The 14,208-nt window shown below is 48.9% G+C and carries 9 protein-coding genes; 2 read left to right on the top strand and 7 right to left on the bottom strand.

Features of this window, described 5'->3' with window-relative positions; genetic code table 11:
• Nucleotides 1-22: 22 nt before the first annotated feature.
• On the top strand, nucleotides 23-1,015 hold the full coding sequence (locus tag BLV62_RS06040; protein WP_089759710.1) for a FecR family protein: 993 nt from the start codon (nucleotides 23-25) through the stop codon (nucleotides 1,013-1,015).
• Nucleotides 1,002-2,255 carry a hypothetical protein gene (locus BLV62_RS06035; RefSeq protein ID WP_089759707.1) on the top strand — a complete coding sequence of 418 codons (1,254 nt, stop codon included), beginning with the start codon at nucleotides 1,002-1,004 and terminating at the stop codon, nucleotides 2,253-2,255. Before BLV62_RS06040 ends, BLV62_RS06035 begins: the two co-directional genes overlap by 14 nt.
• Here the strand turns inward: BLV62_RS06035 and BLV62_RS06030 are convergent, their stop codons facing one another.
• The 7 genes from BLV62_RS06030 to BLV62_RS06005 form a co-directional block, all read right to left on the bottom strand.
• Nucleotides 2,256-4,106 (bottom strand): hypothetical protein, encoded by a 1,851-nt coding sequence (locus BLV62_RS06030; RefSeq protein WP_089759706.1) that lies wholly within the window; start codon nucleotides 4,104-4,106, stop codon nucleotides 2,256-2,258.
• A complete protein-coding gene (locus BLV62_RS06025; protein ID WP_089759704.1) occupies nucleotides 4,103-5,401 on the bottom strand; it encodes a glycosyltransferase family 2 protein in 1,299 nt (432 codons plus the stop codon). Before BLV62_RS06025 ends, BLV62_RS06030 begins: the two co-directional genes overlap by 4 nt.
• Nucleotides 5,388-5,540: a hypothetical protein gene (locus BLV62_RS28275; protein WP_168927744.1), complete on the bottom strand. Its 153-nt coding sequence runs from the start codon at nucleotides 5,538-5,540 to the stop codon at nucleotides 5,388-5,390. The genes BLV62_RS06025 and BLV62_RS28275 overlap by 14 nt, the downstream gene beginning before the upstream one ends.
• Nucleotides 5,541-5,701: 161 nt before the next feature.
• Nucleotides 5,702-7,972, bottom strand: coding sequence for a GH92 family glycosyl hydrolase (locus BLV62_RS06020; RefSeq protein ID WP_089759702.1), 2,271 nt, complete (start codon nucleotides 7,970-7,972; stop codon nucleotides 5,702-5,704).
• Between the two features lie 5 nt (nucleotides 7,973-7,977).
• Nucleotides 7,978-9,366 (bottom strand): SGNH/GDSL hydrolase family protein, encoded by a 1,389-nt coding sequence (locus tag BLV62_RS06015; protein ID WP_089759701.1) that lies wholly within the window; start codon nucleotides 9,364-9,366, stop codon nucleotides 7,978-7,980.
• Between the two features lie 24 nt (nucleotides 9,367-9,390).
• Nucleotides 9,391-12,456, bottom strand: coding sequence for a SusC/RagA family TonB-linked outer membrane protein (locus tag BLV62_RS06010; protein ID WP_089759699.1), 3,066 nt, complete (start codon nucleotides 12,454-12,456; stop codon nucleotides 9,391-9,393).
• 32 nt (nucleotides 12,457-12,488) lie between these two features.
• The gene (locus BLV62_RS06005; protein WP_258522411.1) at nucleotides 12,489-14,207 is read right to left on the bottom strand and encodes a RagB/SusD family nutrient uptake outer membrane protein; all 1,719 of its coding nucleotides are present in this window, start codon (nucleotides 14,205-14,207) and stop codon (nucleotides 12,489-12,491) included.
• Nucleotide 14,208 lies beyond the last annotated feature (1 nt).

Here is a 14,208-nt window from a genome sequence, read left to right as displayed (position 1 = left end):
TCACTATGTAATATTGCTACAAGTGGACCTGAAACCTGACATACATGTAGATCCGTCCTTAATTGGCAGATACCTGGCAGGAGAAGCGCTGCCGGAGGAAGCTATTGCTATAGACGAATGGAGGGCGCAACATCCCGCGAACCAGGCAATGTTCGCGGAACTGGCGCTGTTATGGCAACAGGCCTCCCCGGGTACGCCGTACAGGGCGCAGGATTTGGCACAGGCATGGGAACAGCTTAAACCAGGGTTAGAGATAACCACATCCCGGCGGGTTGCACCAACGCTGGCATCCCGGTTGAAGATAGCGGCCAGCATAGTGATGTTGCTGGGCGTTGGTTTAACGGCATACCTGCTGCTGCGGCCTGGTGCAAAGGAGCGTTATACAGTGTTGCGCTCGGGAGAGAATGTGATAAAAGATACCTTGCAAGACCAATCGGTTGTTACACTCTGGCATAACAGCCGGTTGTCCGTTAACCGCCGGTTTGCACAAGGAAAGCGTGAAGTGACGCTGGACGGGGAAGCATATTTTTCAGTGGCCCCACTGGCTGGGCAACCGTTCACCATCCGGATGGATAACCTGGAGATCACAGTGCTGGGAACCGCTTTCAATGTGAGGAAAGACAGCAATACAATAACCGTGAGTGTGAACGAAGGCATGGTCAGGATGCGTGCGGGTAGCGCACAGATACAGGTAAGCGCAGGCGCTACCGGCGTTTATGAAAGGGTAAGCGGACGACTGCAATTGCAGGCGGTGATTGACCGTAACAGTTACGCTTATGCTACCAGGACGCTTTATTTTTATAATATGCCCATGGAAGAAGTGAAAGTGGCGCTGGAAAAGTCCTATGGCATCAGCGTAGTATTTGAGAACGAAAAGCTGGCCCGGTGCAGGCTTAATACGCAGTTCGACCGGCAGCCATTGCAGCAGGTGCTGCATGTGATAGCTGCATCGCTGGGCCTCCAATACAGGTTTGAGAACAATATCGTTTATTTTTCAGGGAATGAATGCAGCTAAAGCAGCAACAACAGGACTTGCCCTGTTTTTTTTCCTGCACTCCTTATTCCCGTACCGTAGCTTTGCAAGACAACAACAATCGGGCCTGGAGCAGGTTTTACATTTTTCCCGCGCCGGCATACGGCTGGATTCCCTGGGCGCCCATGTAGCCAGGGAAACAGGCATTGTATTTTCCTTTAACGCTCAGCGAACCAACCCGGGGCAGGAGATACTGTTGCCGCAACGTACTATGACAGTAAAATCCCTGCTGGAGCATCTTAGTAAAAAATATTATCTGCAATATGTTATCTCCGGAAATTACGTGATCATACGCAATGTTCCTGTTCCAGCAGGCAGTGGCAAAAAAGCGAATAATGGGGCGCCTGCTGCCAGTGTTGTAAAAAGACGTGTACCCCTGACCGTTAGTTCGCCGGCTCCGGCAGCACCTGCGGAAAAGCGACCGGCAATTGCAAAGCAGTTGTGGAAAAATCCGTACCGGGTAGATGTTCAGCCGCTTTCGCAGACGCTTGTTTCCCCGGTGAATGTTCCTACAACGTTGTTGCGTAAACCCGGTATGGTAATACATAGCTCTGCAGGCTATTTTCAGAAAACTGATACTGCCTTTCGTCGTTCCGTAAGCTTCACACAGCGGCCCGACACCATATTGCCTATTAGTTCATCAGTGGTAGCAGTCAGTGGCCGGAAAGAAAAAGATCCCATGCGCCTGATGATAACAACCGGTATCACCGCTGATGACGTATTTTACCTCTCCCCTGCTATACATGCGGGTCTTCCCTGGCTTTACGCAATAGCGATATGGAACACCAATTTCAAAGTGAATGGTTTTTCCTATGGAGCAGGCATATCGCGGCAACTGCCCGGCAACTGGCGACTGGCGCTCAATGTTACAACCGGCAAACTGTCTGCCGACTACGCCAACCGGCCAGACACCCTGGGCATTATGGGGCAGATACGGGTAAAGGCACAATTGTCAAGGCTTGGTATCCAGGCAGAGAAGAAACTGAACAATCGCCTGCACATTTGTTTTGGCCCGGTGCTTAACCTGCTTCACAGTACTTATTACTATAATGGAGAAGAATCGACGCTGGCATCCAATGTTATGCCCGGAACCGATATCGACAGAACCTACTATGTTATCAAGCCTCTTTATACGCTCAGCAACAGCTACAGCAGCACTTCCTCATCCAACAACAAGTTATGGATCGGGTTCCAGGCAGGATTGTTCTGGCGCCTGAAATGATCAGTCCTGCGGGTACCGGATCTGGTATATCATTGCCGGCTCCGTATTGCCGATAGTCTTTACCAACGTGAACATACGAGGGTATTTCAGGCTAAGGTAAAACGCATACCTGTGCAAGGTGGTAATAATGTAACCGGTATTGCGATTCGGGTCTACCCGCAGGCTGGCCATGATCATGTGCGAAACGCGATGCTCCTGCAGGTTGTTCCGCAGTTCGTCTATCTGGTACCCGCCGTTAGCCAGCAAGCCTTGTATGACGGGCACCCCCGTATAAACCGGCATTGCCGCAGTCCTGGCCTGTTCCAGGAAGGCTGCTGTCATTGCAACCGGGAACCGGCAAAGGAGCCCAATTCTCTCATTATTGCCCGTATCGTTGAAGGAGGCTACAGCATACATGAACGGGGCTGCCCCTTCCAGGAAAACAGCGTAGGCGGCATTACCCTGTGCCCGGGAAATATCCAACAGCACCGGCGTGTATGCTGCGGAACTGCAACTATCAGTTAATACTTTTCCCGTTACCGCAGGAACATTGAATATGCCGAAGTTAGGCGCCGGCGAAAATATGAAGGCAATGGATGGTTTCCTGCAGGCATATACGGAGTCCTTTGACCTATTGGCCCCGCACCATTTGGCAGCTTCCAGGTAGTTTGCCAGGTCGGGCGTATAGCCATAAAGCAGGTTGCCCGACAGGTTCTCTGTCATTTCCGGCTGGTGTTCCTCGATTTTGCCGATAGTTTTTTTCAGGTTGATGCTTGCAGATATTCCCAGCAGTATGCAAGCTGCCACAGCGCCTGTACGCCATTGCTCCAACAATGCAGCCAACAGGATAAGCATGAACGGTACATAAACCAGGATGATCCGCTCCTGGTCCCAGCTCACCTGCAACGCCAGGAAGGATACCAGGCAACCGCTGATCACCATCAGCCCCGTAAAATACAATAGCCTGTTACAACGGAAAAAATACCACATCGTATAGCCGTAAACGATATACCAAAGCAGGGTAGCGAAATAGCCCGGCCGCGCAGCGGTATCCGGCAGGAAGCCGGTAATATTGGCGAAATGGTAAGACAGGTACTGTTTCCCGTTATCCAGCAACCGCCTCAGCATCCCCGTAACATCCTCATACCCGCTGGCCTGGTTATAAAAGTCTTTCTGCAAAAGGCTGGCTAACTGCGTACTGAAATGGAGATTTTTCGTGTCGGGCCAAATGATCTTTTTCAACATGAAATAAGCGCCAAATATGGCAACAGTGACAAGCAGGTAAATACCCATATTCTTCCATTTCCTGTAGGAAAGGAAGTAAAGAAAAACTGCCATCAGGCAAAATATACCTGCCGTTCGGGCCAGGAAACAGGCCAGCAGCAGCACTGATAGCAGCAGGTACTGCGCGAATACGGGTTCAGTTGCTATAAAATGCCTGTTGAAAAAGCGGATAGTGACCGCCATCAGCAACATGAAGAAAGCTTCTGAGTACAAGTGGTACCCATAATAAAGAAAATGCGCGTTCACAATACAGCAGAGCAACAGGAGCAACAATACTGCCCGGCCGGCGACATCCTTGTAGGTATTGTAAAAAACAATAAAGAAAAGGAGCAGGAACAGGACCGAGGAAAGTTTCAGTATTACCAGGTGCATACCGGAAAACAGCATCACGGCACTAAGCGCCACAGGATACAGCGGTCCCTGGTAACCGGGTAATGTTCCCGCTTTCAGGAAATAGTAGGCCGACTGCACATAAGAACTGTCGTCTCCTCCGTCGGATACCTTCACATCAAACAGCAACGCCGTCAGCAGGCCGTAAACCAATATGCACGCCGCCAGGAGAAGAATACCTGTATTGCTCTTCTTCATGGTTTGAACTTTATCTTAATGATAGCAAAGGCCCACATTTTCAGCAGCAGCCATCCGTGCTTCCAGCGGGAGATATTTGTTTCGCCGTAAGTCCTGGCTTTATAGGCCACAGGCAGGTCAACGATCTTAAGACCCAGCTTGTATGCGCCAAAGAGCAGATCGAAATCGCCGAAGGGATCAAAATCGCCGAAATAGCTCCTGTTCTTTTCCAGCGCCAGGTAATCTTTTTTGAGCAATACCTTTGTGCCGCATAGCGTATCCTTTATCGGCTGATGTAATAACCAGGAGAACAGGAGAGAGAATACTTTGTTTCCCACAAGGTTGAAGCCCCGCATGGCATTCTCTTCCATCTTGTAAACCAGCCGGCATCCGTTGATGAAATCCCCCCTGCGGGCGATGAGCGCTTCGTAGAACTTAGGTAGGTCCTCCGGGCAAACGGAAATATCTGCGTCGAGGATCATCAGCACATCCCCCGAAGCGATGCGGAAAGCCTCCTGCACGGCATTAGCCTTGCCCTTTCCGGTTTGCTGTATAGCCACAATATTGCGTTTCCCTTTATATAGTTCCTGTACGGCCAGCATCTGCTCCCAGGTATCGTCCGTAGAGTTGCCCTCGATAAATATAATCTCCTGCGTTCCGCCAAACGACGGGATCCGCTCCACAATGTTCCTGATATTCCCGCTTTCATTCCGGGCGGGTATAATAATGCTTGTGGAATATACTTGCTGTCCGGCCATACGCAATTCTCCCGGCTGGAAACGAACAAAATAGAAATGATTCAGGCAAAGATGATTGACCAGCGGCAGGTTGCCTATTATCCTGTTCATGAACGGCCCCAGTATAGGAATATTAAACGGAAGCAACGTTTTCCGGGTATGCCGGAAAACTTCCATTCCCTCCAACTGCACTATATTCTTTACATCGCCATGCGAAAGCCAGTTGGATGGCGTCTGCTCTTTGCGTCCGGAAAATCTTTTCCAATAACGGATAACGGTGCTCCATACCATATTGTACTCTACCGCTATCAGCAGCGTTGTGGCGTGGCAGAGGGGTCTGACCTGTTTCAGCAATGCCTGTATATCATCGCTGCTGCCAAGGGCGTATTCCAGTACAACAAGGTCGTATGTGGCGCCCGGAGGCAGGGCAGATATGTTAACCCATACACCATCTTCGGCGTATGCAGCCAGTTGCTGGCGGGCCATACGCAGATGCAGCCTGCTGCAGCCCGGGGAATGAAAGAAATCAATATACTTTGTTACCTGGCGGTTGTTGTAAGTCTCTTTACTGTTTATCATAGCTATTGGTCTTTTTCCGGGTAAAGCAATTCCTCAATAGGAACAGGGCCGCTATGGGAAGAGATAGTATACAGACAATTGTTACCACTACCGACCATGCGATGATCGCATAGCGGAAGAATGTCTCCTGTCGCATCATGTTGTTGAATTTGAGATTAATAACACGTGGAACGGCAGACACCCTTATGCAGGGAAGAAAATATTTTTCAGGTGGTTGTGGTAGTAAGATAAGTTTAGCCCCCCAAAACAAAAAGGACGCTCCAAAACCGGAACGCCCCTTATTCGTCAATTTTTAACACTTCAACGCTTACTTAATGAAAACGGCTTATCATCCTCCCCTATTCCCCGGTTCTTCGCCGGTTGATTTCCCATCTGCAATACCAAAGTACCGCCGTTCATAATATCTTCATGCGTAATGTAATTACGGCTATAGGGTTTGCCGTTTAACGTAGCAGATTGTATATAAACATTCTCCTTACTATTGTTCAATGCTTCTACGATGAACTTCTTCCCGTTTTCGAGCGTAATGGTTGCTTTACCGAAAACAGGACTGCCTATTATGTATTGGTCCGTACCCGGGCATACGCTGTAAAAACCGAGGGCGCTGATCACGTACCACGACGACATCTGCCCCTGGTCTTCATCTCCGGGATAACCGTCTTCTGTTGCACTGTATAGTTTATCCATTACGTTACGGACATGTTGCTGCGTTTTCCAGGGTTGGCCGGCATAGTTGTACAGGTAGATCATATGCTGGATAGGCTGATTGCCGTGCGCATATTGCCCCATATTCCCTTCTACCATTTCCGTCATTTCGTGGATCATTCCACCATAATAGCCAGGGTTTACTTTGTTGGGTTGAGAGAAAACAGAATCGAGCTTCGCTACAAACTTTTCATTTCCGCCCATCAGGTTAATCAGTCCCTGCACGTCGTGGAATACAGACCATAGCCAATGCCAGGCGTTTCCTTCGGTGTAGGGCCCTCCCCATTCGAAGGGATCAAATGGTTCTACCCAATCGCCGTTTACCTTCCTGCCGCGCATAAAGCCGGTGGATGAATCGAACTGGTTACGGTAGTTATACATTGTACGGCTAAATAACTGCTCGTAAAACTTATTGCCGGTTACTTTTGCCAACTGGTAGCCGCAAAAATCGTCGTACGCATACTCGAGGGTTTGAGATGTGCTGCCGTGCGATTCGGGGAAGCTGACATAGCCCAGCTGGTAGTATTCCTTCCAGCCCGCACGGCCATTAGCCCCGCCCCATGGACCCTTGTTCATAGCTTCGTGGAAATATGCGTCTAAGGCCTTCTTTGGATCGAATGTCCTGATGCCTTTTACCCAGGCGTCTGTAAGCAGGGAGATAGCATGATTGCCCAACATGCCGCCCGTTTCGCTGGGAAACGACCAGGCAGGCAGCCAACCACATTGTGACTGCGCATCCAGCAGGGCCTGCATATAACGGCCTTCCATTTCCGGGTGCAGGATGGTATTTAAGGGGAACTGCGCCCTGAATGTATCCCAGAAACCATTGTCGGTATACATGTAACCATCGTGGATCTTCTCGTCGTATGGGCTATAGTAGTAAGGCTTGCCCTCTTTATTGTATTCAAAGAACTGGTGAGAGAAAAGATTGGCGCGGAAAAGACAGGAATAAAACGTGGCTTTATCTTCTTCTGTACCGCCTTCTACTTTTACCCGGTTAAACAATGTTTTCCAGGTGTTATTCGCCGCATTACGGGTATCGTTAAACGATTTATAGTTTCCTAATTCTCTTGTAAGCGTCAGTTCCGCCTGTTCGGGACTGATGTAGGAAGATGCCACTTTTGCCTGCACCGTTGCTCCATCCGCAAACTTTACATAGGCGCCGGCGCCTTTGCCTCCCGCCTGTTGGTTGCCTTCTGTTATTTTGTTAGGGCCAGGCTCCCAGGTGCCATAGACTTCAAACGGCTTATCAAATACAACTACAAAATAGTTTTTGAAACTCTTAGGTATGAAAGCCCCGTTCCTTACGTAACCGGTGATCTTCCTTTCTTTCGGATAGATCTTCACTTCGCTCATTCCTGTATAACCATCCAGTACCAGGTAGGCAGCTTTTTTTGCAGGAAAAGAAAACCTGAAATGCGCGCCACGTTCGGTAGGCGTTATCTCCGTTTTAGTGCCATTCCGGAAGGTAACCTTGTAATAGTCGGGTTGCACAATTTCAGCATCATGGGTAAACGCGGCAGCCCGGGCATATTCGTTGACCTGCAACGGACCGCTCACGGGCATAAGACTGAATACCGCATAGTCGCCCACCCATGGGCTGCACTGATGCACCTGTTGAAAGCCCCTGATAGAATCGGCCTTATACTGGTATTTCCAGCCATCGCCATTCCTGCCTGTCTGGGGCGACCAGGCATTCATTCCAAAAGGCAGGGAAGTAGTTGGATAAGTGTTGCCATGACTTAACCCGAAATGCGAATTTGTTCCCTGCCTGGTATTCGCGTATGAAACAATATCTTTTTGCTGGGCATTGGCAATACCGGCAATACCCAAGAGCATTGCCAGTATCTTAAATCTCGTTCGCATCTATATTAATTAGCAGTGAGGGTGATATGATATTGAGCGGGTTGGTTTTTCTGATAGATGGCGTCTACAATATCGTCCATCTGTTTTTGCAGCGCAGCGCGGGTAGCCGGCATCCGGACAGTTTCGAAATCTTCTGTTTTCATTTTCAGCCAACCGTTTTCAGCGCCATATTTCAGCACCGTATCTTTTGCCGCGTCTGAATTATTGAACAGCATTTTCTTCTCCTGCAGGAAATTATAGTGCACCCAGTAATAAGACCTGAATTTAGATTCCAGCTCCCTGCGTTTGTTGTTCAATTCCATGATCTCCTGGGCAATCTTCCTCTGTGGCGTGTTCTGTTCCGCCAGGTTAATACCGGCAGCCAGTTCGGCGCCCGACCATTGTCCTACTTTCTCACCGTTGATAGCTAACGTATAGCTGTTACCGTTAAGTCCTTTTACTGTCAGCACTTCCTGGTTGAACTCTTTCACAAACGGGATCACTTTCAGCGCATCTACCTGTTTCTGGTAGTTCATCCATACTCTTGGCACTGTATCGGAAGGGAATGGCAAAGCGTACGGCGTATAGTTGAATTCAACGTTATCCTTGCCTGCTTTCAGCTCTGATACTTTGCAGTTAGCGGTTTTCAGCACTTCATTCTTCGCTGCGTTGATGCTCACTGTTGCAACCGGCTTACCGGCGAGTCCCTGTTCTTTAAGGAAGAAATATGCCATTACGAAATGACCCGCGGCGCCGGGATGTATCCTGTCGGGGCCTGTAAGGGTGAATGACGAATCTTTCCGCTGCTCCCGCTTATTGATCGCTGTCATGCTGTGCATCCAATCGAGGAAGCCCCAATGGTTTTTCCTGGCAGCCGCTTTTTGAAACGCTGCTATCTTTTCCATGGTTTCTACCTTTCCATGAAATACTTCGTTCTTGATCCTGGCAGATTCGTCGTAGGGCGAAGAGGTCATTATTATTTTTTCTACGCCCGGCAATTCTTTCAACTGCTGCTCGATCTGCTGAAAACTGTTGAGCGATTGGCTTACCGCCTGCTCCCTGACCTGTGCAACTTTGTCTTTTTGATTATATTCAAAATACCTGCTGTCGTTCATCCCAAAGGTGACTGCCAATACAGTAGGCTTCTTGGCTAAGATATCGCTGTCCATCCGGTTGTAGATCTGCCCGGCCACATCGCCACCTATCCCGGCATTGAACACCGTGATCCGTTCCGAAGGAAAACGGGTCATGTAATATAACCAGATGTACGATTCATATAAGCCCGCTTCCGTAATACTGTTACCGGCAAACACTACCCTGTCGCCCGCCCTGAAAGGTCGAATGCTTTGACTATTCGCCTGCAGGCAGCTTAAACAAAAGAGGATACCGGGAACTATCTTTCTTGTCACTTTCATAATTATCATTTATTCAACATTAAATTAAAATCCAACCTGCAAACCAATATTCAACACCCGCTGGTTGATATAAGCATCTCCGGCTGTATTGCTGGCGATCTCGGGGTCCTGCTGGTATTTTTTATAATTGGTCCAGGTAAACAGGTTATAGGCGCTTAAATAGAACCTGGCATTGTTCAGGTGCAAAGGCAGCAAACGGCTTGGTAACTGGTAACCTATATCCACTGTTTTCAGCCTTACATAACGTGCATTGATAAGCCAGAAATCAGACATATATGACCTGGCGCTGTTAACCGTGGTGGGGTTGCTGGTCAGGCGCGGGAACTGCGCTTTATCTGCATTCTCAGGAGTCCAGCGCTGCTGGTGTATAGGCTGGAACTGGCTCTGGAAAGTTTCAATACCGGTACCCACCACGCTGAAACTATAGTTGAACGAGCCCTGGAACAGCACATTTATACTGAAGCCTTTGTAATTGGCTCCCAATGTCAGACCCAGTACGGTGCTGGGAACATTCGGTTTTCCTATAGGTCCCTGGTCGTTGTTATCAATGATGCCATCGCCGTTCAGGTCGCGGTATTTAAGATCGCCTGCCTGGATCGGGTACTCACCCAATGGGGTAGCTGGTTTGTCGTGCGCGTTTTCCTGTATCTTCTTCACATCTTCGGGGGTATAATAACCAATGAATGTATAACCAAACGGCTGATCTATCCGCTGCCCGGTTTTTGCCAGCCATGGATAAGCAGGTTGCGCTTCATCCGCAAAAAGCACCTTGTTCCTGAACACCTGGAAAACCAGGCTGGTATTAATATCTACCTTCCCTATCCTGTCGCGGTAATTCACTTGTCCATCCCAGCCTTTGTTGCTGGTTCTCGCCACGTTGGTAGGCGAATAACCAATGCCAATAATTGCAGGTACAGAGCCTTTCCTGATCAACTGGTCATATCTTTCTTCATAAAAATAATCCAGGGTTAAAGAGAGCTTGTCTTTCAGCATATTGATATCTATACCGAAATCTGTTTTCTTCGCTTTTTCCCAGGTTACATCCAGGTTGCCCAGGTCGCCTTCATAAATGGTTGGAGCAGCTGTATTGTTTTCGCCAAACGAATAGTTGCCCCCATTATTATAGGTTTGCTGGAACAGGTACCGGTTGCCGCTGGTCACATCAGATCCTACGATCCCGTAGGTTGCCCTGAGCTTCAACAGGTGAATAAACGAAACGTTGTCTTTAAAGAAAGGTTCCTGCGAAATAGCCCAGCCTAAGCCCACTGCGGGGAAAAGCCCGTTCCTCTTTTTCGCCTGGAAACGATCGGACCCGTTATATGCCGCGTTGAAATCGAACAGGTATTTCTGCTTGAAATCATACCCGAGCTTGAGTGAATAGCCCCTTGAGTTGGCAGGGATATCGGCCATGGAGTTATAGCTCTGTTTATTGTACAGCAATAACGAGTTGAAGTGATGACTACCGAAAGTTTTATCGTAGGTGAGGAAAGCCTGGAGGTTTATATTCCTGCTATAAATATCCGTACTTCCTGTTACCGCGTAGGTTGATAGCTGGTAGTTGCCCCTGGGGTCCAGCGTATAAGACCCGTCGGCAGGGTTATAGTGGAAAGAAGGAGGTTCATCTCCCCTGAACACATTCCTGGAATATTGTTCTATACCGGCATAGGCTACACGTCCGGTAAGGGAAAGACCATCGGCAATGAAATTCAGTTGCTGGGTAGCGCCCAGCAACACGTTAAAGTCGGTACGTCTTGCCCTGTTGTATCCCCCGTTTGCCAGGCGGGCGTTGATAGTAGGCAGCTTATCTTTTGTATCATAGGCAAAAGCGTAAGTGCCATTGGGATTCATCAACGGAGCGGAGTATGGATGTATCTTTTCGAAATTGTAAACTTCAGATACCACGTTGGCGGCATGCGGCTGGTTCACGTTCCCGAAGCGCGTAGTCACATCCAGGCGCAGATTCAGCGTTTTGGTAGCCTGGAGATCAAGGTTGGACCTGAAGTTATAACGCCTGAAGAAATAGTTGTTGTTCACTTCATTACGGGGATCGGAGAAGTCTTTCACCAATCCATTCTGGGTTAATGCGCCTGCGGAGATGAAGTATTTAACAGCTTTTGTTCCCCCGGAGATATCCACGTTTGTATTCGCCTGTAGAGAGTATGCCTTGAACAGCGCATCGTACCAGTTTACATTCGGATGCCCGTATGGATCTTTTCCATTCCTGAACAGCTCCAGGTCTTCCGCTGTAAATTGTTCGGGCAGGCCATCGTTCCTGTATGCTTCGTTCACCAGCAAAGCGGTATTATAGCTGTCCAGGAATTTAGGCTTCTTAACGGGCGACTGGGCGCCGGATTCAACGCGCAGGTTCACCTGGGGCTGGCCTGTTTTTCCACGGCGGGTAGTAACAACCAATACCCCGTTTGCGCCTTTGATACCGTAGATCGCTGTAGTAGAGGCATCTTTGAGGATAGTGATGCTTTCTATTTCATTCACGTTGATCTGTTGCAGCTGATCGTAGGCATATTCGATATCATCCACGATGATCAATGGTTTATTGCCATCTGCGTTCAGCGAGCTTACGCCGCGGATAAAAAAGTCGGAGGCATCTTTACCTGGTTGACCGGAGCGTTGCTGCGCCACAAACCCGGGCAATTTTCCCATCAGGGCGTTTTGGACGTTGGCGGTGGGAACGTTCCGGATCTCGCTGCCCGTAATAGCGCTCACAGCTCCTGTATTCGTGATCCTCTTCTTTGTATTAAAGCCCACTACTATCACCTCATCAATTCCCTGGGTAGAGGGTTGCAGGAAGATATCCAGCGGTTCCCCTTTCTGTACATCTACCTCCTGCTGCACGTACCCTATCAGCCGTACTATCAGCTTATTGGAACGGCCTTTAAGCGTCAGCTGGAATTCGCCTCCCGGGTTGGTAGTAGTACCATTTGCCGGCATCCCTTTTTCTATAATGGTAACTCCCGGCAACGGACCATCTGTACATTTAACAGTTCCTTTCACCACGGTTTGCTGGGCATACAGCCATCCCGGCGCGAGGAATAAAGTGAAGCAAAAAAATACCTGTAATATATTTTTCATAACAATGATCTGATTAATGTTAGCGTAACAACTTACCATCCCGGGTTTTGCACCATGTTATCGTTCTTCACTACTTCGTCGTACGGAATAGGGAACAGATACATCGCCGGCGCTTTGAACTTAGGTGTGAAAACCGGCGTAACGTTATAGGTAAGACTGCTTCCTATCTTGATGATCAGCATGCCGTTCAGCGGCTGGTTCATCACTTTTTCAGCGATCTTCCAGCGACGGATATCCCAGAAGCGGTGTTCTTCAAATGCCAGTTCTATCCTTCTTTCGTTCCGGATGATGTTGCGCATCTCATCCTGGGTCATGCCTGCTTTAAGTCCATACAGCCCGTCATCGCCGGCTTCCACGCCTGCTCTTTTACGCAGGGCGATGATAGCCTGGTATACTTCATCATCCGGACCGTTGTATTCGTTCTGCGCTTCGGCGAAGTTCAGCAGCACTTCTGCATAGCGGAAGTAGATCCAGTCGTGGCTGGTGCTGCTGTACTGGGTACCGCTTTCGAAGTTGCCCATGAACTTGCGCATATAGTAACTGGTTTTTGTTTGCTGAACCGCGCCGCCAGGTTTATTTATGCCGCCTTCAAACGTTTCCAGGGAGGTGTTCAGCCAGGTAGCCCCGTTGTAAAGGATGTTGTACCTGAGCCGCGGGTCCCTGTTCGCATAAGGATTAAGGGCGTCATAGCCTGAACCGGCTTCAGAGATCTGTTTTCCGTTGCTCATCGGGTAAGCGTCTACCAGCTCCTGGGTTGGACTTGTTCTTCCGAACGCCTGTGCAGAGGCGATGCCTACCGGGCCGTTGGTAGATTCTACATCCGTGTTGTTATCGCCCTGCCTGAAAAAGATCACTTCGCTGTTGTTCTGGGTAGTGAAAACGTTTGTATATGTCGGCAGTAAAGAGAAGGCATTGCTGTTTATCAACTCCCTGGCAGCATCTGCAGCCAGTTTCCAACGCTCTTTCTGAAAATCCGTATAGCCGGTAAGGTTATTGCCGTTGTCTATATTGCCGCCGTTAAACAAAGGACTGGCAGCATAGAGCAATACCCTTGCTTTCAGGGCCATGGCAGCGCCCCTGGTAGCCCTGTGGCTATTCAGCTCCGGGTTTTCTATAGGATTGGTCCTGATGCTGTCTTTTATTGCGTCGCATTCGGACACAATGTATTTCACACAGTCGGCAAAGGAGCTGCGTGGAATCTGCACATCGTCTCCCAGTTCTCTTACCTTATCTCCCATCAGCGGAATACCGCCATAGCGTTTCAGCAATTCGAAATATGCAAAGGCCCTGAGAAAACGTGCTTCGCTTTTCCATACATATTTGACAGAAAGGCCGTTTGACAGAGTTTCTTTCACCGGCACCACTCCTACGTTATTCGCAAATAAACTGGCGCGGCGGATCACATTGTAATAGCTGCCCCATTGCATTTCGTTCTTTATCGCTACCAGCGAGGTATAGGCGCCTGTTGCCAGTTTCTGCACTTCAGAAGTGCCGGGCAGGGAAGAAATAGCATTATCTGTGGCCGCATCCAGGAGGTCGCCGTCTATCCGGTTAAAACCTACAGGCAATGTTGAATAAAGGCTGTTAAGATATTTGCTGGCATTGGTACCCAGAGAATCATCCTTATCAAAAACATAATCTATGGTAATATTCTCCAGCGGCACTTTCTCATAATCTTTTGTACACGCTACACCCATCAACAGCGCCATCAGGGGAAAAATATATCTGCACTTCATATTCTGGTTGTTCATG

Source organism: Chitinophaga terrae (ex Kim and Jung 2007) (assembly GCF_900107795.1).
Classification (GTDB): Bacteria; Bacteroidota; Bacteroidia; order Chitinophagales; family Chitinophagaceae; genus Chitinophaga; species Chitinophaga terrae.
This window is presented reverse-complemented; position numbering and strand designations above follow the sequence as displayed.

What these genes read in the sequence shown, in the direction of transcription:
- BLV62_RS06035 (WP_089759707.1), top strand. Translation starts at nt 1,002, where the DNA reads ATGAATGCAGCTAAAGCAGCAACAACAGGACTTGCCCTGTTTTTTTTC.
- BLV62_RS06030 (WP_089759706.1), bottom strand. Translation starts at nt 4,106, where the DNA reads ATGAAGAAGAGCAATACAGGTATTCTTCTCCTGGCGGCGTGCATATTG.
- BLV62_RS06025 (WP_089759704.1), bottom strand. Translation starts at nt 5,401, where the DNA reads ATGATAAACAGTAAAGAGACTTACAACAACCGCCAGGTAACAAAGTAT.
- BLV62_RS28275 (WP_168927744.1), bottom strand. Translation starts at nt 5,540, where the DNA reads ATGATGCGACAGGAGACATTCTTCCGCTATGCGATCATCGCATGGTCG.
- BLV62_RS06020 (WP_089759702.1), bottom strand. Translation starts at nt 7,972, where the DNA reads ATGCGAACGAGATTTAAGATACTGGCAATGCTCTTGGGTATTGCCGGT.
- BLV62_RS06015 (WP_089759701.1), bottom strand. Translation starts at nt 9,366, where the DNA reads ATGAAAGTGACAAGAAAGATAGTTCCCGGTATCCTCTTTTGTTTAAGC.
- BLV62_RS06010 (WP_089759699.1), bottom strand. Translation starts at nt 12,456, where the DNA reads ATGAAAAATATATTACAGGTATTTTTTTGCTTCACTTTATTCCTCGCG.
- BLV62_RS06005 (WP_258522411.1), bottom strand. Translation starts at nt 14,207, where the DNA reads ATGAACAACCAGAATATGAAGTGCAGATATATTTTTCCCCTGATGGCG.